This is a genomic window from Pseudomonas jessenii (assembly GCF_002236115.1).
In the GTDB taxonomy this organism is placed as follows: Bacteria; Pseudomonadota; Gammaproteobacteria; order Pseudomonadales; family Pseudomonadaceae; genus Aquipseudomonas; species Aquipseudomonas jessenii.
Genome location: NZ_NIWT01000009.1, coordinates 247,768 through 273,581 on the forward strand (window position 1 = coordinate 247,768; position 25,814 = coordinate 273,581).

Consider the following 25,814-nt stretch of genomic DNA (forward strand, 5'->3'; position numbering starts at 1 on the left):
TGCACAAAAAAAGTGGCAGCCGCGTCAACGACTACCACTTTCTTGAACGGCTCGCTTACTCGCCGTAAACGTCAAACTTGAAGTACTTGTCCTGCACTTGCTTGTACTTGCCGTTGGCGCGGATTTCGGTGATGGCGGTGTTGAACTTGTCCGCCAGTTCCTTATCGCCCTTGCGCACGGCAATGCCTGCGCCGCCGCCGAAGTATTTCGGATCGTTGTACTCAGGGCCGACGAAGGCAAAACCTTTACCGGCGTCGGTTTTCAGGAAACCGTCGTCCAGGTTGACCGAGTCGGCCAGCAGCGCGTCAATGCGGCCGGAAACCATGTCCAGGTTGGCTTCCTGCTGGGAGCCGTAGCGCACCAGGACTATCCCGGCCGGTTGCAGCACTTCAGTGGCGAAGCGGTCGTGGGTACTGGCGCGCAGCACACCGACTTTCTTGCCCTTGAGTTCGGTCAGCGGGTCCTTGACGTCGCTGCCTTCCTTCATCACGAAGCGCGCCGGGGTGTGGTAGTACTTGATGGTGAAATCGACGTTCTTCTTGCGGTCGTCAGTGATGGTCATGGACGACAGGATGGCGTCGATTTTCTTGACCTTCAGCGCAGGGATCAGGCCGTCGAACTCTTGTTCGACCCAGGTGCACTTGGCTTTCATCTGCTCGCACAGCGCATCGCCGATATCCACGTCGAAACCGGTGAGTTTGCCGTCAGGGGTTTTCATCGAGAATGGCGGGTAGCCGGCTTCGATACCGATGCGAATCGGCTTGGCGTCTTCGGCCACGGCGGTCAGGGACAACATCGACAGTGCCAGGGCACCGAACATCACTAGCTTCTTCATTTTTAACTCCTGTGTGCGGAGGCTTTTATTGGCAGCTTCGATTGGCAGCGCTCGGTCATCGCTTCGTGAGCGGGAACCGAAGTGGCCGGCAGTCTAGAGCGGCTACAGGAGGGTAAATTACGCCAAGGCGACAAATATTTATAGAAAAGTGGCACCCGAAGAGAGGCATCGAGGTGAACGCGCCATGACGGTGCAAAGTCTGTCAGACATACCGCGTTTTCAGAGCAAACCTACAGGTTTTCCGACTCCATCCGACAGAATGCGACGACTGGCGATGCCCGGTGTTTTGCGGCACATTGAGCGCCCTTGCGTCCCATCGAGAGTAGCGTGATGCCCACGTTGAACCTGATCCAGCACCACTGCGCCGAAGGTCCGGGCGCCATCGCCATCTGGGCCGAATCCCGAGGGCTGACGCTGAAGGTGTTTCGCGCCGACCTCGGCCAATTGCCGCCCGTCAGCGCCGAACCCGTGATCCTGTTGGGCGGGCCTTATGAATCCGATGCCGGCCCGGCCTGGCTGGAAGCCGAACGGCAATGGCTCAGAGGCACGCTGGATCAGGACGCGGCCGTGTTCGCCATATGCCTGGGGGCACAGTTGCTGGCGCTGAGCCTGGGCGGGAATGTACGGCGGATGGACCGGACCGAAACCGGATGGACCACCGTGACCTTTATCGATGGGAAAACGCTGAAGGTGCTGGAGTGGCACGAAGACGCCATCGACCTGCCGCCAGCCGCGCAGCTGTTGGCCAGCAGCGAGCACTGTGTGCAGCAGATGTACCGAGCCGGGCCGGCGCGGCTGGGTCTGCAGTTTCATCCGGAGTGGAACGCCGAGTCGGTGGCCCTGCTCAATGCGCATTTTGGCGATGAGTCGCCGTTGCCCCGAGGGCCGCAGGACGATGCGGCCTACGCCGATGTGCTGGCGTGGTTGCAGGCGACACTGGATGAGTGGTGGGCGGCCGCTTCCTTTCGCTGAAATACATACCTGTGGCGAGGGGGCTTGCCCCGTCGGGTTGTGCAGCAACCCTCTGAAATAGTCGGGAGCGCTTCGCACTCCAACGGGGGCAAGCCCCCTCGCCACAATGATCAATGCTGTTTGGATATCAGCATTCACAACCGATCACAGCATTCACCGGCCGCGGCACCCCGACACTCAACTCAAACCCTTCATCGAGCCACCCTGTCACGCCGCCGATCATCTCCTTGACCGGATACCCCAAGGCCGCCAGTTTCACCGCCGCCTTGTTGGCGCCGTTGCAGTGAGGCCCGGCGCAATAGACCACAAACAGGCTGTTTTTCGGATAACCCGCCAAACCTTCGGCGTTCAGCAAGCGCCCGGGAATGTTGATCGCTCCCGGTACATGCCCGCGCTCGAACGCCAGCGGCCCCCGAACATCCACCAGAATGAAATCGACTTCGCCAGCCTGCTGGCTGCCGTAGACGTCGGAACAATCGGTTTCGAACGTCAGACGGTTACTGAAATGCATCAGGGCGATGGCCGATGGGGCGGCGGGAATTTCGCGAACCAGGCTGGTCATGGGCTGTACTCCAAAGAGGTGGTGGGTGTGGAAAGACTTTATCCGCCAGCCACTTGCGGCTACAGTGGCGTACAAGACACTCACCGGGAACTTTCCGCCAAATGCAACCCACCCCAGGAATGGTCGCGATTCTGGCCTACGACGGCCTGTGCACGTTCGAGTTCGGCATTGCCGTGGAGATCTTCGGCCTGCCACGACCTGAATTCGATTTTCCGTGGTACGAGCATCGTATCGTCGCGGTCGATCAAGGTCCGATGCGGGCCATGGGCGGCATCCAGGTGCTGGCCGATGGCGGCATGGAATTGCTCGCCGATGCCCGCACCATCATCATTCCCGGTTGGCGCGACCGCAGCGCCACGGTGCCAGCAGAACTGATCGCTGCTTTGCGCCAGGCCCATGCCCGGGGGGCGCGGTTGCTGTCGATCTGCTCCGGTGTTTTCGTCCTCGCCGCCACCGGGTTGCTCGACGGGCACGGTGCGACCACGCACTGGCGCTATACCTCGGAACTGGCCGAGCGGTTTCCCGGCATCCTCGTGGACCCGGACGTGCTGTATGTCGATTCCGGCCAATTGATCACCTCCGCCGGCAGCGCGGCAGGCATCGATGCCTGCCTGCACCTGGTGGCGCGGGATTTCGGCACCCAGGTGGCCAACTCCGTGGCGCGACGCCTGGTCATGTCGCCGCAACGCAGCGGTGGCCAGGCGCAATTCATTCCGACGCCGGTCAGTCCTGCACCGCGCAGCGATCTTTCCCGCGTCATGCAGTGGGCACGTGAGCGTTTGCACGAGCCGCTGGAGGTGCGCGACCTGGCCAGCGAAGCCGCCATGAGCGAACGCACCTTCCTGCGCCGCTTCACCGAAGCCAGCGGCCAGTCACCGAAAACCTGGTTGCAGCACGAACGTCTGGGCCGCGCCCGTGAACTGCTGGAAAGCAGCGACCAGAACACCGAGCAGATTGCCGAACGCTGTGGTTATCGCTCGGTGGAAAGTTTCCGGGTGGCGTTTCGAACGGTGGTTGGCGTGCCGCCTTCGGTGTATCGGGAGCGGTTTGGGCGTGGGGGTAACACTTTACCTTCGGTTGACCTTCAAGGCGCAATCGCGAGCAGGCTCGCTCCCACACCGATGGTGTGAACACTGAAGATCCACTGTGGGAGCGGGCTTGCTCGCGAAGGCGTCAGCCCGGTCACCGACTGATCACGGCTTTCGCAGCAGATAGGTATCCATGATCCAGCCATTGGCCAACCGCGCCGCCTTGCGCACCCGTTCGATTTCATCCGCGACATCCTTGAGCTTGCCGCTGATCAGGATTTCATCCGGCGTCCCCAGATAGGCCCCCCAGTAAATCTCGGTGTCCTGATCCACCACCTGATGGAAAGCATCCTGGGCATCGAGCATCACCACCAGGCTGTCGGCATCGCTCACCTGCCCTGCCGCCAGGCGTCGGCCGGTGGTGATTTCAACGGAGCGGCCAATCTGGTTGAGCGGCACCTTGTGTTGTGCCGCCAATGCCTGGACGCTGGTAATCCCGGGAATCACCTCGAACTCGAACCCACAGGCGCCCGAGGCCTGGATCGCCTGAAGGATACGGATGGTGCTGTCGTACAGCGCAGGGTCGCCCCACACCAGAAAACCACCAAACTGGCTGTCGGACAGCTCTTCATTGATCAACCGTTCGAAGGTCTGTTGTTTGGCCAGGTTCAAGTCGTCGACACTGCTCTTGTAGTCCACCTCACCGCGCTCACGCTCGGGGCTGTGGGCTTCGACAAAACGGTAGTCGTGGCCGGTGATGTAGCGCTCGCAGATTTCGCGGCGCAGATCGATGAGTTTGTCTTTGCTCTGGCCCTTGTCCATGAGAAAAAAAACATCGACCTGATTCAGCGCCTTCACGGCCTGCATCGTGATGTAGTCGGGGTTGCCGGCACCGATCCCGATGACCAGGAGTTTTTTCATCACAACAGCTCCTCGGGATCGATGCCCGGAAAGCGCAGTCGCCAGCGGTCATGGAACCTCAACTCGACGGCCGACAGGGGTTCGACATCAATCAGGTTGGACGCGCCCCCCTGCAACACTTGCGTCAGCGCGGCGCGGATGACAAAGGGATGGGTAACGGCAACGATGTGCCCCGGCGTCGATTGCAAGGTTGTCAGCCAGGCGCCCACCCGCTCGCCCAGTTGCACCAGCGACTCACCGCCGTGGGGGGCCGAAGCCGGGTCGTCCAGCCAATGCTGGAGCGTCTGGGCTTCGGTTTTTTGCAGATCACCGATGCGCTCACCGCCCCAGCGCCCGAAATCGCAGTCCTTCAAGGCGTCGACAATCTGCGGCGCACTGCCGAACAGTCCAGCGGTTTGCCGGGTGCGCAACTCCGGACCACAGACAAGACGCGGAGCGCCCTTGAACTGATTGCAACGGGAAAGCCTGAGCGCTTGCCAATCCATCTCCAGAGGCTCGTCCAGAGGAAAGCGCGCCAATTTCTGTGCGACGGTTCGAGCGTGGCAAATCAGGGTTAAACGGGTTGCCTGCACCAGCAATCACTCCAGGGATGGAAAGAAACGACGGCGTCAGGTGACCGCCATCGCGCAATTGTGCCGCAAGAAAGCAGGCCCGGGTGGTGTTTAATTTTCCTGTTTGAAACGGATTCCTTCAGTCATTTCCTGCGAGATTTTCTGTCATGGCTGACCGCAATGCAGGCAATCGCCTACAAGACTTTACGACATCGGCGTAGCCCCGTAGTACAGGCACTTCGCACCTTTTTCGGGCACGAGCAGACCACGCGAAAATTCACTAGACAGGCAGTACGCGATGATTAAATACTCCTTTCAACGGATTGTTAAAACACGTGCCACACTCATCCAGCAGGAGCCCGGATGCCTTTACTCGAACACCCGATCAACGCGCCTGGCCAGGCACCACCTCCGACCGAACCGCCTGCTCCTCGTTTAATGCGGTCCATCCCAAGAAACATCCGATAAGAAAAAGCGTGGCGCCTGACAACGTTCAGATGACCACCGATTTAATGTGTGGAAAAACCGACAGTGATAGTCAGGTTCGGCTCAAGCCGCCGAATCGTTTGATACAGGAGTGTCTCCATGCTGGTCTTGCGTCCAGTCGAGTTGGCCGACCTGCCCCAGTTGCAGAGGCTGGCCCGTGAAAGCCTCGTGGGCGTCACGTCCCTGCCCGACGAAAGCGAACGGTTGCGCGGAAAAATCCTCGATTCCTGTGCCTCGTTCGAAAAGGACGTGCAGGCTCATGGCCCGGAAAACTATTTCTTTGTACTCGAAGACCTGACGACACGGCACCTGGCCGGCTGCTCGGAAATCCTCGCCACGGCGGGTTACAACGAGCCGTTCTACAGCCTGCGCAACCGGCACTTCACCAGTGCCTCGCGGGAACTGAACATCGAGCACGGTGTACCAGCCTTGTCGTTGTGTCACGACCTCAGTGGCCACACCTTGCTGCGGGGCTTCCATATCGATGCCGCGCGAGTGCGCAGCGCGCATTCCGAACTGCTGTCGCGGGCGCGCCTGTTGTTCATCGCCGCCCACGCCCGGCGTTTTTCCGAAACGGTGATCACTGAGATCGTCGGCTACAGCAGTGATGAAGGCCACTCGCCATTTTGGGACGCCGTGGGCAAGCATTTCTTCGACTTGCCCTACGTCGAGGCCGAACGGCTTTGCGGTCTGCAGAGCCGCACCTTTCTCGCCGAACTGATGCCGCAGTATCCGATCTACGTGCCCATGCTGCCCCAGGCGGCACAGGACTGCATCGGCAGCATCCACCCCGATGGCCAGGAAGCCTTCGATATCCTCGAACGGGAAGGCTTCGAAACCAACAGTTACATCGATCTGTTCGATGGAGGCCCGACGCTCTATGCGCGCACCTCGGGTATTCGCTCCATCGCCCACAGCCAGTGCGGCATAACGCAGCCTGGCCCGGTGATCGACACCCGCGGCAGCTTTCTGGTGAGCAACGAGTCCTTGAAGGATTACCGAGCCATCGTCGCCGATCTTGATTACATCCCCGGACAACCCGTGACCCTTGATGCAGCCATCTGCACGGCGCTGAAGGTGACCGAGGGCAGCCCCGTCAGGCTGGTGGCCCTGTGAACACCCGCCAGATTCAACGCCCGAGCACCCGCGCACAAGGAACCGCCCCATGATTGTCCGTCCGGTCCAGATCACCGACCTGCCCGCCTTGTTCACGCTGGTGCGGCAGGCCATTCCGGGGCTTACCAGCCTGCCGGCCGATGAAGAACGCCTGGCCTACCGGATTCGCTGGGCTCAACGCACCTTCGCCGGACAGGTCGACCGGGCCGATGCCGATTACCTGTTCGTGCTCGAGGATGACGAGCAGCAAGTGGTGGGCGTCAGCGCCCTGACGGGGGGCGTCGGTCTGCGCGAGCCCTGGTACAACTACCGGGTCGGACTGACGGTCAGCGCTTCGGCGGACCTGGGTATCCAGCGCCAGATCCAGACCCTGTTCCTGAGCAATGAATTGACCGGGCAATCGGAAGTCTGCTCGTTGTACCTGCGCCCCGATCAGCGCCAGGGCAGCAACGGCCGTTTGCTTTCCCTCGGGCGTTTGTTGTTCGTGGCCGAGTTTACCCAGCTGTTCGGCAACCGGCTCATCGCCGAATTACGCGGCAGTGCCGACGAACGAGGCGGCTCGCCGTTCTGGGACAGCCTCGGCCGGCACTTTTTCAAGATGGATTTCAGCCACGCCGATCACTTGTCCGGGCTGGGCAACAAATCGTTCATCGCCGAACTGATGCCGCGCCAGCCGCTGTACACCTGCCTGCTCACCGAACAGGCCCAGGCGGTGATCGGCAAGGCCCACCCCAATACCGAGCCGGCCCTGAAAATCCTCAGCGCCGAAGGCTTTGCCCACCAGGGTTACATCGATATCTTCGACGGCGGGCCGGTCATCGAAGCCCCGGTTTCCGGGATCCGCACCGTGCGCGACAGCCGACCGCTGTCACTGGCCATCGGCTCGCCGGACGATAAAGCGCCCCTCTGGCTGATTCACAACCGCCGCCGGGAAAACTGTCGCATTACCTGCGCCCCGGCCCGACAGGTGGGCAACAGCCTGGTGGTTGATCGCCTGACCGCCAAGCGCTTGCAACTGCAACCCGGAGACTCGGTGCGCGCCGTGCCGCTGCTTGACCAACGGCAACAGGCCGTGGCGGCGTGATCTATCAGTTCCATCGCGGCGATGTCAATCGGACTGACCCAGCAAATTCGTCATCATTCTCCCCTTGCGCGCGTGATAGCCTTTTATTCCTTCGGCGTTGACACTTTTGCTCAAGCCCTTCCATTCCATTGGTGGAACTCATATGTCCAGGCTTTCCCATCAAGATTTGCGCCGCAATTTTCGCCAACTGTTCGCCTCCAACACCTGCTACCACACGGCCTCGGTTTTCGACCCGATGTCGGCCCGCATCGCCGCCGACCTGGGCTTCGAAGTCGGGATCCTCGGGGGCTCGGTCGCATCGCTGCAAGTGCTTGGCGCCCCTGACTTTGCCCTGATCACCCTCAGCGAATTCGCTGAACAGGCCACCCGCATCGGCCGTGTCGCCCAATTGCCGGTGATTGCCGACGCCGACCACGGCTACGGCAACGCGCTCAACGTCATGCGCACCATCGTCGAACTCGAACGTGCGGGCGTGGCTGCGCTGACCATCGAAGACACCCTGCTGCCCGCGCAGTTCGGCCGTAAATCCACCGACCTGATCACGGTCGCCGAAGGCGTCGGCAAGATCCGCGCGGCGCTCGAAGCCCGCTGCGATTCGGAAATGGCAATCATCGCCCGCACCCATGCCGGGATTCTGCCGGTGCAGGAAATCATCAGCCGCACCCGGCAATACCAGAGCGCCGGCGCCGACGGGATCTGCATGGTGGGCATCAAGGACTTCGACCATCTGGAGCAGATCGCCGAGCACCTGAGCGTGCCGCTGATGCTGGTGACCTATGGCAACCCGCTGCTGCGCGATGACAAACGCCTGGCCGAACTGGGTGTGCGCGTGACCATCGACGGCCATGGCGCGTACTTCGCCGCGATCAAGGCGACCTACGACAGCCTGCGCGAACAACGCCAGATCCTCACCCAGACGTCGGACCTGAGCGCCACCGAGCTGACGCACACCTATACGCAACCCGAGGAATACATTCGTTTCGCGGAGGAGTTCATGAGCGTGAAGGAATGACGGTTTAAACCGACCCGCCGCCATCGCGAGCAAGCTCGCTCCCACAGTGGATTTCTGTTGAACACAAATCTTGAATTCACCCGGAATCCCCGTGGGAGCGAGCTTGCTCGCGATAAAGCCATCACAGCCAACATCCCTGCCGCCTGACACGCCGCCATCGCGAGCAAGCTCGCTCCCACAGTGGATTTCTGTTGAACACAAATCTTGTATTCACCCGGAATCCCCGTGGGAGCGAGCCTGCTCGCGATAAAGCCATCACAGCCAACATCCCTGCCGCCTGACACGCCGCCATCGCGAGCAGGCTCGCTCCCACAGTGGATTTCTGTTGAACACAAATCTTGTATTCACCCGGAATCCCGTGGGAGCGAGCTTGCTCGCGATGAGGCCATCACAGCCAACATCCCTGCCGCCTGACACGCCGCCATCGCCAGCAAGCTCGCTCCCACAGTGGATTTCTGTTGAACACAAATCTTGTATTCACCCGGAATCCCTGTGGGAGCGAGCTTGCTCGCGATGAGGCCGTCACAGCCAGCATCCCTGCCGCCTGACCCGCCGCCATCGCGAGCAGGCTCGCTCCCACAGTGGATTTCTGTTGAGCACAAATCTTGTATTCACCCGGAATCCCCGTGGGAGCGAGCTTGCTCGCGATGAGGCCATCACAGCCAACATCCCTGCCGCCTGACACGCCGCCATCGCGAGCAGGCTCGCTCCCACAGTGGATTTCTGTTGAACACAAATCTTGTATTCACCCGGAATCCCTGTGGGAGCGAGCTTGCTCGCGATGAGGCCGTCAAAGCCAACATCCCTGCCGCCTGACACGCCGCCATCGCGAGCAAGCTCGCTCCCACAGGTTTTGCGGTGAAGGGTCACACCGAGTCGAGCAGTTCGCGATGGGGTTTCCCGTTACCGCAGCAGATCACCCGATTACGCCCGGTGGTCTTGGCTTCGTACAACGCATGATCGGCATCATTGAGCCAAAGCATCGCGTCGGCATGGGCCGGGTTGAATGACGCCAGGCCAATGCTCAGGCTGACTTTCAGCGCCGGGTTCTGCTCGTAGCCCAAGATGGCGAAGCGAGCGCGCAGGGCATCCATGATGGCAGCGGCGCGGTTCAGGGGCAGGTCCGGAAGGATCACGCAGAACTCGTCGCCGCCGTAGCGCCCTGCCACATCGGTCGCTCGCAGGTTCTGCTTGAGCATTTTGCTCAACTGACGCAAGACGATGTCGCCGGCAACATGGCCGTAGGTGTCGTTGATGGCTTTGAAATGGTCGATGTCGATCAGGGCGATCGCTCCGCCTTTTTGCTGGCTGTTGCAACGCTGGAACTCGATCTCCAGTTGGTCCTTCCAGGTGCCATGGTTCAGCAGGCCTGTCAGGCTGTCGGTGCGGCTCAGTGCCAGCAGTTCACGCTTCTGACAGCCCAGAGTATGGGCCTGGCGGAAGCAGATCCAGCCCAGCGCCAGCGGATACAGGCACAGCAACGGCAAACAGGCATAGAGCTGCACCGCACTGGTGGCAGGAATGAACGCCGGGGCGAAAATCAGCATGCCAACGCCCACGCCCAGGATTTGCGAGGCTGTCCCGGCCAGTAGAAAGCGCGAGCCGCCTATGGCCACGTTGTTCATGGCCATCATGGAAATGGTGGTCGCGCTGGGCAGTGGATTGAATTGCATCGCGGCAATCCAGAAGCCGCCGAGAAAGGCATCGATCAGCAGATTGCGGTGTTCGGCATGATAGGGCGTCTTGGCCCGGCGCGCCCATTGGTAAGCCAGGTGCGGCCAGACCAGGCCATTGAACCACATGAAGCCCCAGACCCAAGGTGCAGGATCGAGTGGATACATTGCCGCGCTCACGCACACCAGCCCCAGGGCCAACCCCAGGATCCGCGATGTATAGAGCCTCCTGGCCAATGAAGATCCCTTTCCTCCCGCTTTTGCCATAGGACCTCTTTGCCACTCCACGGAATGCGATTACAGCCTGTGCCTATGCGCTGGAGTCTATCAGGGTGGCATTAAATAGCCATCACCGACTAACGGGCTGAAAATCGCGACATCAGGCTCACATAAAAGCAAAAGCCTCACCCCATTAACGGCTATACATGAAAGAAGGGGTTGATCAATGACCATAAGAGGAGGCCCATGCAGACCTTTCAAGTATTGATCATCGGCAGCGGGTTTGGCGGCCAATGTGCAGCAATCAATTTGCTCAAGGCCGACATCGACGATTTTCGCCTGCTGGAGCGGCGTGATTTCTTCGGCGGCACCTGGTGCCAGAACACCTACCCCGGCGCGGCAGTCGACGTGCCCTCGCCGCTGTACTCCCTGTCTTTTGCTCCGTATCGCTGGACGCAAATGTTCGCCGAACAGGCCGAACTGCACCGCTACACCCGCCACGTGGTGGAGCACTTCGGCCTGCGGGACAAAGTGGAACTGGGCGCCAATGTCGAGCGCGTCGAATGGGACGACGCCCACAAACGCTGGACGGTGTACACCACCGGCAAAGGCACGTTTTGCGCACAGTTCCTGATCAACGCGACCGGGCCGCTGAGTCAACCGGTTGTTCCGCGCTTCGACGGACAGGAGCGTTTTCAAGGTAAAGCGTTTCACACCAACAACTGGGATCATCACTACGACTACCGGCAAAAACGCGTGGCCATCGTCGGCAGCGGCGCCAGTGCGGCCCAGGTCATTCCGGCCATCGCCCCGGACGTCGGGCACTTGCATGTATTCCAGCGCACGCCCCACTGGGTCCTGCCCCGGGCTGACCGCAGCTTTGGCCGTTTCCAGCGCTGGCTGCTGGGGTTCAAGCCGGCCTACAAGCTGCTGCGCTGGGGGATCTACTGGCAATTCGAAACCCGGGTGATTGCCTTCAAGTATTCGAAACCGGCGGTGCACATGGTCCAGCGCCAGGCCCTGCGTTTTCTCAAACGCCAGGTGCCGGATGCCGAACTGCGGCGCCAACTGACGCCGGACTACACCATCGGCTGCAAACGGGTGATTCTGTCCAGCACGCTGTACCCGGCACTGGCGCGCGACAACGTGACGCTGCACAGCCGCGAGCAAGGCATCGCGTCCATCGACGAGACCGGTATCGTGACACTGGACGGCCAGCACATCGACCTGGACCTGATCGTCTGGTCCACTGGCTACGATGCCACCGACGGGGTGATTTCCTACCCGGTAACGGGCAAAAAAGGCACCCGTCTCAAGGAAGTCTGGGCGCAGTACCCACGGGCCTACCTCGGCACCGCCCTGCCCGACTTTCCCAACCTGTTCATCGTCACCGGACCGAACACCGGGATTGGCCACACCTCGGCGCTGTTCATCATCGAATCCCAGATGAATTACATCCTCGATTGCATTCGCACCTTGAAGACTCAAGGTTTACGCAGCATCGAAGTTCGCCATGAGGCGGAACGTACCTACACTGAAATGATCCACCGGGAAATGGAACGCACCGTGTGGAAATCCGGTGGTTGCCACAGTTGGTATCAAAGCAAGAGCGGTCATGTGATTGCCATGTTTCCGGGGTTCAGCTTCAGCTTTCATCGCTTGACCCGAGCGCTGAAACCCGCCGATCACATTTTGTCCTGAGCAGATAGAAGGGAGACGCGTGATGCTTTTGTTGTTCGTCGTTCTCGCAGTGTTCGTTGCCTGGAGCTGGCTGACCTACCCGGCCATCGGCTACTGGCTCTATGACTTGAGCATGGCGGCCGAGGCCAAGTTGTACCGGCTGCACAAGATCGTCGTGCCCATCCCCGAAATGACCGTCTCGACCTGGCAAGGCGGGCCGTACGAGGCCACCAGCAGTGTGCTGATGCTCCATGGCTTCAGCGCCGACAAAAACCTCTGGCTGCGTTTCGCCCGGCACTTTGTCGGCAGCCATCGGGTGATCATCCCGGACATCGCCGGCCATGGCGAAACCGGCTTCAAGGCGGGCGGCGGCTACGACATCCCGCTGCAGGCCAAACGCATGATCCAGCTGCTGGACGTTTGCGGGGTGGAGAAAGTCCATGTCATCGGCAACTCCATGGGCGGCTACATGGCGGCGTGGCTCGCGGCCACTTACCCGGAACGCATTGTGTCCGTGGCCCTGGTCGACCCGGCCGGGGTCACCGCCCCCGAGCCCAGTGACCTTGAGCGGCATTTGGCCAAGGGCCACAACCCGTTTCTGATTCATTCGCGCGAAGAATTCCGGCGTTTCTACGCCATGACCATGGCTTCGCCACCCTGGGTACCGAAGCTGGTGCTCGATGCCGTCGCCCAGCGCTATGAACAGTCCCGCGAAGAACTGGAGGAAATCTTCCGCGAATTCCGTGCCAGCCCGCCGATGGAACCGCACCTGCCCGACATCACCGCTCCGGCGCTGTTGCTGTGGGGGCGCAAGGACCGGCTGATCGACGTCAGCAGCGTGGCGGTCTGGAGCAAGGGCATCGCCGACCTGCGCGTGCATATCTGGGACGCCATCGGGCACATGCCCATGGTGGAAGCGCCATACGGTTCGGCACGCCTGTATCGCGAGTTTTTGGCATCGCTGCGCTCGGAGAGCCCACAGGATCAACGACTGCATTAGGGGGGGCGTTCTCAATTAGTTTCCCCACCGCGTTGTCGCCTTAAAGCTGGCCAGGCAAGGCGTAGGCCGCGGGGAATGGTTGTTCCCTTTCCAAGGCCTGCAACGCAGCATGGCCAGCTTTAAGGCACAACCCGAAGGGCCGGGTCTGCTGTTGTGCAGGGCTGTGTTGCTCGAAGCTGATTTGGAATGACCAAACTGCGCTTCTCGCGCCTTGCCCTGCACAACAGCAGACCCGGCGCGGTAGGGAAACTAATTGAGAACGCCCCCTAGCAGTCCTTAGCAGAATGAAGTTCGTCAGAAACTTCGTTTGTCGGCGTCGCTGAAGGCTGCGATCTTTCGTCCATCCTTTACGTCACCGCGCCAGGAATCCTGTTCATGAACCACCCGAACTTCGTCAGCCCTGACCTGATCCGCCAACGCTTCTCCAAAGCGATGTCCGACATGTACCGCGAGGAAGTGCCGTTGTACGGCGCGTTGATGGAACTGGTGGAACAGACTAACCGTCACGTGCTGGACAACGATACGCAAATCCTGCGGCAGCTCACCAGCACCGGCGAAATCGAACGCCTGGACCTGGAACGTCATGGGGCGATCCGCGTCGGTACGGCCGATGAACTGGCGACCCTCGCCCGCCTGTTCGCGGTGATGGGCATGCAACCGGTGGGTTACTACGACCTGACACCGGCCGGCGTGCCGGTGCATTCCACGGCGTTTCGCGCGGTGCATGAAGCGTCGTTGCAGGTCAGCCCGTTCCGGGTATTCACGTCGCTGTTGCGCCTGGAATTGATCGAAGACCTGGAGCTGCGAGCGTTCGCCCAGTCGATGCTCGACCAGCGTTCGATCTTCACCCCCACGGCCCTCACGCTTATCGAGCGCGCCGAATCCCAGGGTGGCCTGACCGAGCAGCAAGCCCTGGACTTCGTCGAGCAGGCGCTGGAAACGTTTCGCTGGCACCACAGCGCCACCGTCACCGCCGAACAGTATCAACAGCTCAGCGCCCAGCATCGTCTGATCGCCGACGTGGTGGCGTTCAAGGGCCCGCACATCAACCACCTGACACCACGGACCCTGGACATCGACATCGTCCAGGCGCAGATGCCGGCCCATGGCATCACCCCCAAAGCGGTGATCGAAGGCCCGCCTCGCCGCCAGTGCCCGATCCTGCTGCGCCAGACCAGCTTCAAGGCCCTGGACGAGCCGATTGCCTTCACCGATCAAAGCGAGGCTCGCGGCAGCCACAGTGCCCGGTTCGGCGAGATCGAACAGCGCGGTGCCGCCCTCACGCCCAAAGGCCGCGCACTCTACGACCGTTTGCTCAATGCCGCGCGGGACGAACTCAAGGATTTCCCCAACGAAGCCAACGCTGCGCGCTATAACGCCCTGATGGCGCAGCATTTCAGCGAGTTCCCTGACACCTGGGAAGGCATGCGCCAACAGGGCCTGGCTTACTTCCGCTACTTCGTGACGGAAAAGGGCCTGGCGGCGGGCGACCTGAAAAACGCGCCCCTGGAAGACTTGCTCAGCGACGGTTACCTGCGGGTAGAACCCTTGGTGTACGAAGACTTCCTGCCCGTCAGCGCGGCGGGGATTTTTCAGTCAAACCTGGGGGACGCGGCGCAAACCCGTTACGGCGCCCATGCCAACCAGCAAGCGTTCGAACAGGCTCTGGGGCGTTCGACGATCGATGAGCTGGAACTGTACGCCGAGAGCCAGCGGCGTTCGATCGAACAGTGTTTCGCCGCGTTGGCCGATGTTGCGTCAAGTCAATAAAAAACATGATTGAATGATTTGTCACAACTCAATAAAAACGGGCGACCTACAGGTCGCCCGTTTTTTTTATATCCGAAACGTTCTATACAGCAAATAAAGTGTTCGCCCAGTGCAATGGCCTCGGCAATCCATGCACTGGTAAAGAGCCCTGACACTGGGCGAACGGAACGTATTTTAGTAGAAGCGGATTAATATGTCCGTACGCAAAAATGAAATTTATCGACACAATGTTTAACAAGATGTCGATTTAAATACTATGCAACACGGCATCTCAAACTCACCAGTTCGACCACTACGAGCTGATTATTCCTATACAAAACTTGCACAAAAACAATCGGCCCGTATAACGCCAATACTCAATATTAGTGCTTGCTGGTCACCGTCAATATGTCGGTATAAACCACGTTGACGCTTTGTCCGACTTTCAAGTCCTTGAGTTTGGCCTGGACTTCAGGTCGTTTGACGTCGACGGTCTTGGACTTGCCTTCCGGGTTTTCGAAGGTCACCTGGTTTTTCTTCAGGTCAATGCTGGTGATTTTCAGCTGCACTTTCACCTGACGGTAAGCTTCGCCGCCGGGGTTGGGGCTACCTGGCGCTGTGCGCATTTCGCCGGTGGCTTCGGCGGTGCCGGGCAGGCCTTTGTCGACATCGGTGTCGAGGAAGGCTGCAACGGCGCTGGTAACCCTGATGTCGACCGTATCGCCAGCCTTGAGGTTGTCGAGGTTTTTCGCCTTGTCGGTCAACTGCACAGGGAACTCATTACCCTGCGGGCCTTTAAGGACCACGGAATGGTTCGCGGTATCTACCGAAACGACTTTGGTGGTGACCTGGTCAACCACCACAACTTCGGACAACGGGAGTTCGGCGGCAACCGCGCCAAAACTGGCGACAGACAGCAAGGTTGCGAGGGTGATGGCTTTGCTCAGTGCGTGGCGTTTCATAGGCAGAACATTCCCTGTGATAGATGGCAACAGACGGCGTTGAAACCGGGCTCAACGCCATGTGTGCGAGTGAGCATAGACGCTGTTCAGCGAGTGGTCGCGCCGCAGCGGTGATTTTCCTGACACGAGCGCCTAGTACCCGGTCATTTCCAGATAGCCTTGCCCTGCATGGCTGCCACTGAGGCGAACCGGGCCTTCCCAGTACGGAATGCGCAAGTCCATCCAGGCCTGGGGATTGAGCGCGGCAATGGTTATATCGAGGTGTCTGGCAGGGATTTTGATCGACCAGCGAATGGGCATCTCACGCCCGGCAACCCGGGCGGTGTCTTGCGGCGTGAGGCTGATGTCGCGGGCGTGCAGCAATTGTGTCTGGCCCCGGGCGTCGATCCAGGTGCCGGTGAGGTAAGGCTCGCCGTCCTTTTGCCGCATGCGATACAGCATCACCTGCTCGCCGCTGTCCAGATGCAGGGAGAGCCAGTCCCAACCGGTCTGGTTGCTCGTCAGGGGCTGGCTGCTCCATTCCCGGTCGAGCCAGGCCGGGCCACTGACCTGAAAGGACTTGCCGTCGATGTCCAGGGTGCCGCTGGCCTGGAAAAACGGCTGGCTGTAGTAATTAGAGGCCTGACCCTGTTCGGATTTCTGGCTGAAGCCCCGGTCCCCCTGAAGCACCAGCGGACCTGTCGAAGTCAACCGCAGCCGGTAGCTGAAACGCCGGTCGCTGGCACTGAGCTGCAGGTCGGCCAACGGGTCGTCGGCAGTCGCCTGGCTACTCAATTGCCAGTCGTCGATCCAGGCGTTGAACGGCGCGACGCTGACACCGGCTTGACCGACGCCGCCACGGGCATAACGTTCGGCCGCGTGATGCGCCGTCGCCGATGTCACTGCCGCGTGGCCGAGCCAGATCGTCTGATTCTGCCAACCCAGCACCTCGGGGGTGGCTTTCAAGGCACTGCGGAACAAGGTCCATTGCGCACCGAACTCCTGCCCTTGATCGTCCTTCAGGTTGGCCGTGACGTACCACCATTCGATGCGAAAGCCGTCGTGCGGGCCGTGATCCGCCGGGAAGCTGAACACCCGACCGGGCACCACCGGGGTGAACGCAGCGGCCTGATTGCCCAACCCGGCAAAGCCTTTTTCCACCGGTGCCGGTTGATCGCAACCGCTTGCCAGCAGCGCCAGGAGCAACACGCCGACTTTAATCTTCATGGGCAAACGTCCGCAGCAGGTCCGCCGGTTGCGTGCGGTACAAACGGTACAACGGCCAGGCCGAGGCCAGTAACGTCGCCACCAGCGCCAGCCCCATCAATTGCAACAGTTGCAATGGAAACACTCGCAACGGCAGTCGCCAGCCAAAGGCCTGCACGTTGATCACCGCGTCCAGGCACCACGCCAGGGCGATGCCCAGCGGCAACGCCAGCACCAGGGTCAATATCGCCAGCAGCCAGGTTTGCCCGAGGTTGAGCAACATCAAATGCCGACGCGTCACGCCCAACGCCCACAATGGCGCCAGTTGCCCGAGACGGCTCTGGCTTTGGGTCAACAGGCTGATGAACAGCGCCACCCCCGCCACGCACAGCGTCAGGCTGTTGAGTGCGGCGGTGGCAGCGAAGGTGCGCTCGAAGACTTGCGTGGACCAGCCCTTGAGCCGCGCCTGATCGACGATGCGGCTGTCGTCCAGGGTAAATCGCGCCTGCAATGCCGCGACGAACACCGGGATCGACGCCGGTTCGATGCGCAGGTTGAAGCGGTTCGGAGTCAGTTGCGGCCAACCGCGCAACAGGTGGCGGATGTTCACCAGAATGTGGCCCTTGGGATTGCCGTAGTCGGCGTAGATCCCGACGATCCGTGGCGACCACGGGCCGGTGGGCGTCGGCAGCGTCAGGTGATCGCCCAGTTGCACTCGCAGGCGCCGGGCCAGTTGTTCGCTGAGCATCACCGCATCGTCCTTGGCCAGTCGCTCCCAAGGGTTGTCACCCAAGGCTTCGAGCAGTGGCCAGTGCTGGCGGTAGGTCGGATGGTCGATGATCCCGGACAGGTCCGTCGGCCAGCCCTGCAATTGAATCGAAACCTGCCAGTTGGGCAGCACGGCCGCCAGTTGCGGCTGCTGGTTGAGCCAGCTGTGCAGCTCCCGAGCCTGGGCCGGGTTTTGTGGATTGAGGTAAAGCTCGGCCGTCAGCCGCTGCTCAAGCCAGTTGCTGAAGGTCTGGCGAAACCCTGCGGTCATGCTGCCGGCACCGATGTTCGCTGCCATGGCCAACAGCAGCGCCATCAAGGCCAGGCTCAACGCCGGCAGTTGCTGGCGGCAATCGGCAACAAACCACTGGCCGAGCACCGAGCGACTGCGCTGCGAAACGAGACTGAGCAGCGCGCTGAGCACCACCGGCAAGGCCAGCGCGGCACCGATCAACAGCGCCGCCATCAATACGAAGCCACTGATCAGGCTGTCGCCGAGGATCAACGCCAGCAACGCGATCATCCCGGCCATGGCCGCCACCCAACCCTGGCGTCGCAACCAGCGCGCATGGGCTTGATGCCAGGCCTGCGGATCGGCCAGCGCCAGCAATGGCAGACGCGCCGCCCGCAGCAGGCTGTTGGCCCCGGCCAGCAACGCGCCGATCAGACTCAAGCCGATACCACTGAACCACCACGACAGACCAAGGCTCAACTGCCCCGCCACTTCGGCGCCATACAAGCCACGCAGGCTGGCAGCGACATCGGGTAACAGCACGCCGGCCAGCAGGTAGCCGCTGACAACCCCGGCCACACCACCGATCAGGGCCAATCCACCCAATTCGACGGCAAGACAGGCCATCAGCATCCGCGCACTCACACCGCAGGCACGCAGGGTTCGGAGCAAGCTTCGCCGTTGCTCCAGCGCCAGCCCGATGGCGGCATGCACGATAAACAGGCCGACCACGAACGACAGCACCCCCAGGGCATCGAGGTTCAGGTGAAAGCTTTCGGTCAGGCGCCTCAGGTTGTTTTCTTCGCCGGCGCGCTTGAGTTGCAACTGGCCCTTGAACGGCTCCGGCAACGGCGCGGTGAAATCCTTCGGTAACAGCAGCCGCGACAGTTGCTGCGGCAACCCCAGAATCTGCTGGGCAAAACCGATGTCCACCAGCAGCACGCCGGGCGCCATATCGGCCTGCACATGCAGCGGCGGCAGGGCCACGCCCGCCAGGTTCAGTGGCCGGTCACCCTCGCGCAAACCCAGTGCCTGCAAGGTCTGCGACGATATCCAGGTGCTGCCCGGCGGACTGAAAAAGCCGACCACCTGTTCAATCGCCAAGGCCTGCCCGGCCACCGCTGCGCCCGCCGGCAGCGACACCGGCTCGATGCCCATCAACTGCAAGCGCTGCTCTTCGTGCCCCTTGAGCGTGACCCGGCCTTGCAGCACCGGTGACACCGGCCACCCCGCGCGTCGCAGATCGATAAACCATTGCTGGGGGAACGTGCCGCCACCGGGCGCACCGAGGCTGGCCTGAGGTTCGCCACCGATCAATTGACTGGCGCGGGCATAGCTGTCGCGGGCCTGGCTGTTGAGTGCCTGGACGCCGGTCAACAGACTGGTGGCCAGCCACAACCCGGTCAGCACACTGAAAAACTGCACCGGATGCTGCCGCCAGTGGCTGAGCAGTGCGCGCAGGGTTTCGCCAAAGATGCGCATGTCAGCGCTCGCCCGCAGCGGCCAGGCGACCGCCGCACAGCAGGGCTTTTTCCGCCAGCCGTGCCGCGACGCCGGGACTGTGGGTGACCATCAACAGGCTGGTGGGACTGTCGTCGAGCAATTCCAGCAGCAACTGCAACACCTCGGCACCGGTGGTTTCATCGAGGCTGCCGGTGGGCTCGTCGGCCAGCAACAATGGCGGACGCGACGCCAGCGCCCGGCCCAGCGCGACCCGTTGCTGCTGGCCGCCGGACAGTTGCTCGGGATAGCGCCGCAGCAGCTCGCCCAGGCCCAGGCGTCGCACCAGGTGCGCCTGCCAGCGTGGGTCATGACGCCCCGCCAGCCGCGCCTGAATCGCCAGGTTGTCTTCGACCCGCAGGCTGCCGATCAGGTTGAACTGCTGGAACACCAGGCCGATTTCCGTACGGCGCCAGTTCGCCAGTTGCCCTTCATTCATCTGTTCCAGGCGATGCGCGCCACTGCGGATGCTGCCGCGATCGACCTTGTCCAGCCCGGCGATCAGGTGCAGCAAGGTGCTTTTGCCACTGCCAGACTCGCCCATCAGCGCCAGGCTGCTGCCGGGCCTGAGCGTCAGGTCGACGCCTTGCAGCACCGGCAGCGGCCCCTGCGGTGTGGCGTAGCTTTTGAAAACACCATGGACTTCAAGCATGGGTCAACCTGCTGGATAGGCGTGGCTCAAGGATAGCGGTCCTGAATGTTTTTTGTCCGTTGCTGATGATCGCCCCGCCCGCGCCCCGCCCTACCCTCGAAGCTGGTCTAACCATAACGATAAAAAACGGAGACGCCATGCCTCGTTTCACCTTGAGCCCTCGTGGGCTGCTCGCTTGCCTGATCACTGCCTGCCTTGCGCAATCGGTGGTCGCCGCCGATGAACCGGTCGCAGCCAGCCCGCAAACCACGGCCAGTAACGCCGCCGTGCTGCAACAACTGCCCTTCACCGACCGCACCGACTACGAGTCGGTCACCAAGGGTCTGATCGCGCCGTTCAAGGGCCAGGTCAAGGACGCCTCGGGCAAGGTCATCTGGGATATCCAGGCCTATAACTTCCTCGCCAAAGACCAGGCCCCGGAGTCGGTCAACCCGAGCCTCTGGCGCCTGGCCCAACTCAGCGCCCATGCCGGATTGTTCGAAGTCAGCCCACGGCTGTATCAGGTGCGCGGCCTCGACCTGGCCAACATGACCATCATCGAAGGCGACGACGGGCTGATCATCATCGACCCGCTGACCATGGCCGAAACCGCCAAGGCGGCACTGGACCTGTACTACCAGAACCGTCCGCGCAAACCGGTGGTGGCGGTGATCTACAGCCACACCCACGTCGACCACTTCGGTGGCGTGCGCGGGGTCATCGACGAAGCCGACGTCAAGGCCGCCAAGGTCAAGGTGTTCGCCCCCACCGGGTTCATGGAACACGTGATGAGCGAGAACGTCTACGCCGGCAATGCCATGAGCCGCCGCGCACAGTTCCAGTTCGGCAGCCTGCTGCCCCGTGGCGAAAAAGGCCAGGTCGACGCCGGCCTGGGCAAGAGCACACCGAGCGGCGGCACTGTCACCCTGATCCCGCCCACCGACCTGATCGACAAGGAACTGCAAACCCACACCATCGCCGGTCTCGAGGTAGAGTTCCAGTTGACCCCGGGCACCGAGGCGCCGGCAGAGATGAACCTGTACCTGCCGCAATTGCGCGCCTTGTGCATGGCGGAAAACGCCACGCAAATGATGCACAACATCCTTACCCCCCGCGGCGCGCAAGTGCGTGACGCCAAGGCCTGGGCCGAGTACCTCGACGCCAGCCTGGCGCGTTACGGCGACAAGAGCGACGTGTTGTTCGCCCAGCACAACTGGCCGACCTGGGGTGGCGAACGCATCCGCACCTTCCTCGCCGACCAGCGCGACATGTACGCCTTCCTCAATGACCGCACCCTGCACCTGCTGAACCAGGGCCTGACGCCGCTGGAAATCGCCGATTCGATCAAGAAACTGCCCGGCAACCTCGACCAGAAGTGGTACACCCGTGGCTACTACGGCTCACTGAGTTTCAACACCCGGGCGGTGTATCAGCGCTACATGGGTTTCTATGACGGTAACCCGGCCAACCTCAATCCGCTGCCGCCGGTAGAAACGGCCAAGCGTTCGGTCGAGGCCATGGGCGGCGAAACGGCAGTGCTTGAGAAAATGCAGGCGGCGATGGCCAAGGGTGAATACCGCTGGGCCGCGCAACTGGGCAATCAGGTGCTGTTCGCCAACCCGGACAACGGTGACGCCCGCAAAGCCCAGGCCCAGGCGTTGGAGCAAATGGGCTATCAAAGTGAAAACGCCACCTGGCGCAACATGTACCTGACCGGTGCCATGGAACTGCGCAACGGCGTGCCACCCCATGCGGGCACTTCGGTATCGGTGGACATGGTGCGGGCGATGAGCCCGCAGATGTTCTTCGACTTCCTGGCGGTGCGCCTGGACAGTGAAAAGGCCGTAGGCCATGACCTGACCCTGAACTGGACCTTCGATGACCTGAGCAAGGACTTCAACCTGACCCTGCGCAATGGCGTGCTGACCCACCGTGCAGGGCTCAATGCTCAGGCGGATGCCAGCGTGACCATGAGCAAGGCCACCTTGGAACAGATCAGCCTCAAGCAGCTGGATATTCCGACGGCAATCCAGAAAGGTCTGATCAAGTTGCAAGGCAATGGCAAGAAGCTTGGGGAGTTGATGAGCAGCCTCGATACGTTTGCGCCGCAGTTCAATATCGTCACGCCTTGACCGGATGACGCGGGAAACCGCGTCGCCTTCATCGCGAGCAGGCTCGCTCCTACACTGGATCTGTGGACGAGACAGATTCAGTGTGGGAGCGGGCTTGCCCGCGAAAGCGGTGTTTCAGTCAATGATGATGTCGAATCATGCGGCCCCTTCGCGGGCAAGCCCGCTCCCACAGGTACTGCATTTATCCTGTGAGGCTTGCTCGCGATGGCGGCCTGCCATTCGAACAGATACATCACAGACAAACGAATCCAACAAACAGGCCGGCCGGTAGGCCGCCTCGGGCGCTTTTGCGGTACACGCCCCCTCATGAGGCCGAGTGGAGGTTCTGCGTAGTGGGCAACCCGGCATGGATGCCGGGTTAGCCGCCGCCGGCCATGGATGGCCGATGGCGGCGGGCCCACGGAGCAGGACCGGAGCGAGGGCATGCCGAGCCTAGGCGAGGCACCGAATGTCAGGGGCAAGAGCCCTTGGTTACTTGGGGCTTTTCCAAGTGACCCGCTGTAAGAGCGGAACCATAGGTGGCCGTGACCGCAGCAACGGATATGTACACCCTCAAAAATCCATGCTGCCTGCCACGCCGCCATCGCGAGCAAGCTCGCTCCCACTGGGGACCGGGTTGTTCACAGCATTTGTGAACGACACAGATCCTCTGTGGGAGCGAGCTTGCTCGCGATGCGGTTCAGGCAGACACCACTTCAACCAACGGCATTTTCCAGCGTTGATTGACCACCTGCTGCCCAGGTCCATACAGGCGCAGGACCAGGGTGAACGCTCCGCTTGCAGGCGTCGGCAACCAGTTGCTCTGCTCCGGCGGAGCGACGTTCTGCAGGATCAACGTCAACCCGCCGTCCGCATCTTCTTGCAACTGATCCCGGCTGCTCAGGCAGTAGCGATTGATCGGGTTGGCCACCAGTTGCCGGTCCGGCAAGTCATACAGCGTCAGCGACCAGAACTCGCTGGCCGGCGGCAATTGACCCGCTGCGAAACGCAGGCGATAGCTTCGCCCACCCTGCAAGGGTTGCCCCTGATTATCCAGACGAGTGCCGGTGTAGAAGGCCTCTTCCACGCTGTTGCCGTAGATGCCGACATTCGCCGCGACAGCGCGGTTGAGATAATTGCCGTTCAGCGCTTCGCGAGTGCCGAACAGCCCGAGGGTGGTGCGTACCTGGCTCACTGCGGTTTGCAGTTGCGCCTGGGCGTCTTGAATCCCGGCGAGCAGTGCCTGGCCCGTTGCTGGCGGCAACGTCGCCGGGTCGAAACCCTGGCCGGGCACGATGCCAATCCGTGCAAAGCGCGCGCGCAAGGCTTGTTCGGACGGTTGCGTGGGGCACAGGCTGAGGATCTGGTTCAGCGCCGGAATAAACTCCAGCCCCAACCCGGTCTTGCTGTCCCAGGGGTGCCAGTCAATGGCTGGCGCAGCCACAGGCGGCGCACTGCCGATGTATTCATGCAACGAACGCAAACCGTATTGCTGCTGCAAGGCACGCACCGCCGGCAGGTCCCCGGCGTTTTTCAGGCCCGTTCTACCAAGCACCATGACGATTTCGGTTTCACTGCGCAGCACAGCCTTGACGCCATCCGGTGTCGGGCCTTGCCAGTGGGGTCCGGCGATCAGGTAATTCCCCGCATCGCGACCGGTGCTGAGCACGCCGACATAGGCAAAGTTGTGGGTGTACTGGTCGACCAGTTGAAGCACGTAATAGCGGTCGTCAGCCACGGCCGGCACGCTCAACACCTGCGGCTCGCTGCGCAGGTCAAGCCACGCCCAGGAGTACGGCGTGTCGTTGTTCGGCGTGACGATGTCGCGGTTGTTCGGGGTAAACAACTCGCTGTAATGACGAAAGCGGTTGAAGCCGCCGACGTACTCCGGCGCGGCCGGGTTGAGCGCCTGTTTTTCCATGGTCTGGTAATGCATGAGCATGGGGTACGCGTAAATCCACGCCTCTTTGGCAATCTGCCGAGGGTCATCGGAATCACCGGCCAGCAGCCGGCGTGGAAACATCAGACTTGCTCCCAATACCCCCATGCCGCCCAGCAACCGGCGGCGACTGAAAATCAGGTTCATGATTCGATCCTCGCAATCGTCGGCAACTGATAACTCCCGTCCAATGCCCCGCCCTTGGGCAGGTACAGGCGCAACAGCAGGTTGAACGGACCTTGCGGCGTCGGCAGCCAGTTGCCCTGCGGCGTAGCCTTGGGCGCATCGGCTTGCAGGATCAGGGTCAAGCCGCCGTCGGCATCGTATTGTAGACCAGGGCTGCGGTCGCCCAGGGCGTAACGCTGGATCGGATTGGCCACCAGCAACTGGGTTTTGCCGTCATACAGGGTCAGCGACCAGAACGCATTCACCGGCGGCAATTGCCCGGCGGGAAAATGCAGGCGATAGGCGTGTTGACCATTGAGCTCCTGCCCCTTTGCATCGTGCAACGCCATCGGGTACAGCGCTTCCACCGCATCGTTAGCGTAGATGTAGCGCCAGGCGACTGCGGCACGGGTCAGGTCATCGTCACCGAACTTGCCGACGTTGGGCGGCGACGGCAACCAGCCCTGCTGTTCCACCGATAGTTGGCTGGAGGCTGCACGGACCTGTTCGCGACCGGCTTCGGCGCCCTGTGCGACGGCTTCGTTCAAGTCCGCCGGGGCCTGGAATCCGGCCCCCGGCTTGACCCCAATGGCGGCGAAACGGGCCAGTTTCTTTTGTTCGCTGGCGGTCCATTGATGCAAGGGGGCCAGCGCGTTGAAGGTGCTGAACAACACCTGCGCCGGCCCGTGCCTGGTGTCCGTGTACGCTGGCAGTTGCAGCGGTGCCAGGGGTTCAGGGGGCGCGCTGCCATTGACTTTGGACAGCGGTTGCAAGGCGTAGCCCCTCAGCACTTGCGCGGCGTCTTTCTGATCCGCTTCGCCCTTGACCTCGGTCCGTCCCAACAGGAAGACCAGCCGGCTCGGTGAGCGAATCACCGCGCTGAACCCCGATGGCGCGGGCCCCTTCCAGTCCGGCCCGACAATCAGGTAGCGCCCCGCCTTGTCACCCGTGGCGCGAGTGCCGATGTAGTCGAGGTTGTCGGTGCGCATGTCCACCAGCTGGAAACTGTAGTAGCGACCTTGCACGGCCGGTACGTCGAGCACCACGGGTTCGCTGCGCAAGTCCAGCAAGGCACGGGAATAGAAAGTGTCGTTGTTGGGCGACACCACTTTGTTGTCTTGCGGGCCGAGCAGGCGCGGTTCGCTGTAGAGACGGTTGAACGGCAGTTTCGCGGCGATGGCGCTGAGCACTTTGTCGTGTTCGACGGTGGCGTAGGCGAACACGTAGGCCTCCTGCGCCAGGTCTTTGGCTTGCTGTTGGTCGAGGGTTGCGGCGTGAACAGTACCCAGGCTCGCGCCCAGGGCCAGAGCGGATATCCAGTAGCGCATGGCAGATTTCCTGGTAGATAAATATCAACACACACTGATCCCTGTGGGAGCGAGCTTGCTCGCGATGAAGCCGGAACACCCAACATTGATGTCGTCTGACACGCC

General features: G+C 61.5%; 20 protein-coding genes. 9 read left to right on the top strand and 11 right to left on the bottom strand.

Annotated elements, in window-relative coordinates; all coding sequences use genetic code 11:
• Positions 1–55: 55 nt before the first annotated feature.
• A complete protein-coding gene (locus PSJE_RS27920) occupies positions 56–835 on the bottom strand; it encodes an ABC transporter substrate-binding protein (protein ID WP_090456345.1) in 780 nt (259 codons plus the stop codon).
• A gap of 330 nt (positions 836–1,165) precedes the next feature.
• On the opposite strand from PSJE_RS27920, the gene PSJE_RS27925 reads away from it, so the two are divergent.
• Positions 1,166–1,807 (top strand): type 1 glutamine amidotransferase, encoded by a 642-nt coding sequence (locus tag PSJE_RS27925; RefSeq protein WP_090456347.1) that lies wholly within the window; start codon positions 1,166–1,168, stop codon positions 1,805–1,807.
• Positions 1,808–1,934: 127 nt separating this feature from the next.
• Here PSJE_RS27925 and PSJE_RS27930 read toward each other — a convergent pair whose 3' ends face one another.
• Positions 1,935–2,369, bottom strand: a complete 435-nt coding sequence (locus tag PSJE_RS27930) for a rhodanese-like domain-containing protein (RefSeq protein WP_090456349.1) — start codon at positions 2,367–2,369, stop codon at positions 1,935–1,937.
• A 101-nt stretch (positions 2,370–2,470) separates the two neighbouring features.
• Here PSJE_RS27930 and ftrA point away from each other — a divergent pair, with 101 nt between their 5' ends.
• The gene (gene ftrA / locus PSJE_RS27935) at positions 2,471–3,499 is read left to right on the top strand and encodes a transcriptional regulator FtrA (protein WP_090456350.1); all 1,029 of its coding nucleotides are present in this window, start codon (positions 2,471–2,473) and stop codon (positions 3,497–3,499) included.
• Between the two features lie 63 nt (positions 3,500–3,562).
• Here the strand turns inward: ftrA and cobF are convergent, their stop codons facing one another.
• Together cobF and PSJE_RS27945 are read right to left on the bottom strand one after the other, a co-directional pair.
• Positions 3,563–4,318: a precorrin-6A synthase (deacetylating) gene (gene cobF / locus PSJE_RS27940; RefSeq protein WP_090456352.1), complete on the bottom strand. Its 756-nt coding sequence runs from the start codon at positions 4,316–4,318 to the stop codon at positions 3,563–3,565.
• A complete protein-coding gene (locus PSJE_RS27945; RefSeq protein ID WP_090457942.1) occupies positions 4,318–4,890 on the bottom strand; it encodes a histidine phosphatase family protein in 573 nt (190 codons plus the stop codon). The genes cobF and PSJE_RS27945 overlap by 1 nt, the downstream gene beginning before the upstream one ends.
• Positions 4,891–5,454: 564 nt before the next feature.
• Here PSJE_RS27945 and PSJE_RS27950 point away from each other — a divergent pair.
• The 3 genes from PSJE_RS27950 to PSJE_RS27960 all read left to right on the top strand — a co-directional run bounded on the left by PSJE_RS27950 (position 5,455) and on the right by PSJE_RS27960 (position 8,567).
• A complete protein-coding gene (locus PSJE_RS27950; protein WP_090456354.1) occupies positions 5,455–6,471 on the top strand; it encodes an arginine N-succinyltransferase in 1,017 nt (338 codons plus the stop codon).
• Between the two features lie 49 nt (positions 6,472–6,520).
• Positions 6,521–7,555 (top strand): arginine N-succinyltransferase, encoded by a 1,035-nt coding sequence (astA, locus tag PSJE_RS27955; RefSeq protein WP_090456355.1) that lies wholly within the window; start codon positions 6,521–6,523, stop codon positions 7,553–7,555.
• Positions 7,556–7,697: 142 nt separating this feature from the next.
• The gene (locus PSJE_RS27960) at positions 7,698–8,567 is read left to right on the top strand and encodes an isocitrate lyase/PEP mutase family protein (RefSeq protein WP_046043248.1); all 870 of its coding nucleotides are present in this window, start codon (positions 7,698–7,700) and stop codon (positions 8,565–8,567) included.
• An 866-nt stretch (positions 8,568–9,433) separates the two neighbouring features.
• Here the strand turns inward: PSJE_RS27960 and PSJE_RS27965 are convergent.
• Complete coding sequence (locus PSJE_RS27965; protein ID WP_090456357.1) at positions 9,434–10,507, bottom strand: diguanylate cyclase; 1,074 nt, start codon at positions 10,505–10,507, stop codon at positions 9,434–9,436.
• Positions 10,508–10,705: 198 nt separating this feature from the next.
• Between PSJE_RS27965 and PSJE_RS27970 the strand changes: the two genes are divergently transcribed.
• The 3 genes from PSJE_RS27970 (at position 10,706) to hglS (ending at position 14,909) form a co-directional block, all read left to right on the top strand.
• Positions 10,706–12,160, top strand: a complete 1,455-nt coding sequence (locus PSJE_RS27970; protein WP_090456359.1) for a flavin-containing monooxygenase — start codon at positions 10,706–10,708, stop codon at positions 12,158–12,160.
• 22 nt (positions 12,161–12,182) lie between these two features.
• Positions 12,183–13,139: an alpha/beta fold hydrolase gene (locus PSJE_RS27975; RefSeq protein ID WP_090456361.1), complete on the top strand. Its 957-nt coding sequence runs from the start codon at positions 12,183–12,185 to the stop codon at positions 13,137–13,139.
• Between the two features lie 375 nt (positions 13,140–13,514).
• On the top strand, positions 13,515–14,909 hold the full coding sequence (hglS, locus tag PSJE_RS27980; RefSeq protein ID WP_090456362.1) for a 2-oxoadipate dioxygenase/decarboxylase HglS: 1,395 nt from the start codon (positions 13,515–13,517) through the stop codon (positions 14,907–14,909).
• A 362-nt stretch (positions 14,910–15,271) separates the two neighbouring features.
• On the opposite strand, the gene PSJE_RS27985 is transcribed toward hglS, so the two are convergent.
• From PSJE_RS27985 to PSJE_RS28000, 4 genes are all read right to left on the bottom strand, one after another.
• Positions 15,272–15,850 carry a hypothetical protein gene (locus PSJE_RS27985; RefSeq protein ID WP_090456364.1) on the bottom strand — a complete coding sequence of 193 codons (579 nt, stop codon included), beginning with the start codon at positions 15,848–15,850 and terminating at the stop codon, positions 15,272–15,274.
• A gap of 132 nt (positions 15,851–15,982) precedes the next feature.
• Positions 15,983–17,056 (bottom strand): lipocalin-like domain-containing protein, encoded by a 1,074-nt coding sequence (locus tag PSJE_RS27990; protein ID WP_090456366.1) that lies wholly within the window; start codon positions 17,054–17,056, stop codon positions 15,983–15,985.
• Complete coding sequence (locus tag PSJE_RS27995) at positions 17,046–19,517, bottom strand: ABC transporter permease (protein ID WP_090456367.1); 2,472 nt, start codon at positions 19,515–19,517, stop codon at positions 17,046–17,048. Before PSJE_RS27995 ends, PSJE_RS27990 begins: the two co-directional genes overlap by 11 nt.
• A 1-nt stretch (position 19,518) precedes the next feature.
• Positions 19,519–20,187: an ABC transporter ATP-binding protein gene (locus PSJE_RS28000; protein WP_090456368.1), complete on the bottom strand. Its 669-nt coding sequence runs from the start codon at positions 20,185–20,187 to the stop codon at positions 19,519–19,521.
• 137 nt (positions 20,188–20,324) lie between these two features.
• Here PSJE_RS28000 and PSJE_RS28005 point away from each other — a divergent pair, with 137 nt between their 5' ends.
• Entirely contained in the window at positions 20,325–22,298 is a 1,974-nt protein-coding gene (locus tag PSJE_RS28005) for an alkyl/aryl-sulfatase (RefSeq protein WP_090456370.1), read from the top strand.
• Positions 22,299–22,977: 679 nt separating this feature from the next.
• On the opposite strand, the gene PSJE_RS28010 is transcribed toward PSJE_RS28005, so the two are convergent.
• Complete coding sequence (locus PSJE_RS28010; RefSeq protein ID WP_090456371.1) at positions 22,978–24,363, bottom strand: DUF1254 domain-containing protein; 1,386 nt, start codon at positions 24,361–24,363, stop codon at positions 22,978–22,980.
• A complete protein-coding gene (locus tag PSJE_RS28015) occupies positions 24,360–25,709 on the bottom strand; it encodes a DUF1254 domain-containing protein (RefSeq protein WP_090456373.1) in 1,350 nt (449 codons plus the stop codon). Before PSJE_RS28015 ends, PSJE_RS28010 begins: the two co-directional genes overlap by 4 nt.
• Between the last annotated feature and the right edge of the window lie 105 nt (positions 25,710–25,814).

Excerpts from the sequence above, each read along its gene's own strand:
- PSJE_RS27920 (WP_090456345.1), bottom strand. The coding sequence starts at position 835 with ATGAAGAAGCTAGTGATGTTCGGTGCCCTGGCACTGTCGATGTTGTCC.
- PSJE_RS27925 (WP_090456347.1), top strand. The coding sequence starts at position 1,166 with ATGCCCACGTTGAACCTGATCCAGCACCACTGCGCCGAAGGTCCGGGC.
- PSJE_RS27930 (WP_090456349.1), bottom strand. The coding sequence starts at position 2,369 with ATGACCAGCCTGGTTCGCGAAATTCCCGCCGCCCCATCGGCCATCGCC.
- ftrA (WP_090456350.1), top strand. The coding sequence starts at position 2,471 with ATGCAACCCACCCCAGGAATGGTCGCGATTCTGGCCTACGACGGCCTG.
- cobF (WP_090456352.1), bottom strand. The coding sequence starts at position 4,318 with ATGAAAAAACTCCTGGTCATCGGGATCGGTGCCGGCAACCCCGACTAC.
- PSJE_RS27950 (WP_090456354.1), top strand. The coding sequence starts at position 5,455 with ATGCTGGTCTTGCGTCCAGTCGAGTTGGCCGACCTGCCCCAGTTGCAG.
- astA (WP_090456355.1), top strand. The coding sequence starts at position 6,521 with ATGATTGTCCGTCCGGTCCAGATCACCGACCTGCCCGCCTTGTTCACG.
- PSJE_RS27960 (WP_046043248.1), top strand. The coding sequence starts at position 7,698 with ATGTCCAGGCTTTCCCATCAAGATTTGCGCCGCAATTTTCGCCAACTG.
- PSJE_RS27965 (WP_090456357.1), bottom strand. The coding sequence starts at position 10,507 with ATGGCAAAAGCGGGAGGAAAGGGATCTTCATTGGCCAGGAGGCTCTAT.
- PSJE_RS27970 (WP_090456359.1), top strand. The coding sequence starts at position 10,706 with ATGCAGACCTTTCAAGTATTGATCATCGGCAGCGGGTTTGGCGGCCAA.
- PSJE_RS27975 (WP_090456361.1), top strand. The coding sequence starts at position 12,183 with ATGCTTTTGTTGTTCGTCGTTCTCGCAGTGTTCGTTGCCTGGAGCTGG.
- hglS (WP_090456362.1), top strand. The coding sequence starts at position 13,515 with ATGAACCACCCGAACTTCGTCAGCCCTGACCTGATCCGCCAACGCTTC.
- PSJE_RS27985 (WP_090456364.1), bottom strand. The coding sequence starts at position 15,850 with ATGAAACGCCACGCACTGAGCAAAGCCATCACCCTCGCAACCTTGCTG.
- PSJE_RS27990 (WP_090456366.1), bottom strand. The coding sequence starts at position 17,056 with ATGAAGATTAAAGTCGGCGTGTTGCTCCTGGCGCTGCTGGCAAGCGGT.
- PSJE_RS27995 (WP_090456367.1), bottom strand. The coding sequence starts at position 19,517 with ATGCGCATCTTTGGCGAAACCCTGCGCGCACTGCTCAGCCACTGGCGG.
- PSJE_RS28000 (WP_090456368.1), bottom strand. The coding sequence starts at position 20,187 with ATGCTTGAAGTCCATGGTGTTTTCAAAAGCTACGCCACACCGCAGGGG.
- PSJE_RS28005 (WP_090456370.1), top strand. The coding sequence starts at position 20,325 with ATGCCTCGTTTCACCTTGAGCCCTCGTGGGCTGCTCGCTTGCCTGATC.
- PSJE_RS28010 (WP_090456371.1), bottom strand. The coding sequence starts at position 24,363 with ATGAACCTGATTTTCAGTCGCCGCCGGTTGCTGGGCGGCATGGGGGTA.
- PSJE_RS28015 (WP_090456373.1), bottom strand. The coding sequence starts at position 25,709 with ATGCGCTACTGGATATCCGCTCTGGCCCTGGGCGCGAGCCTGGGTACT.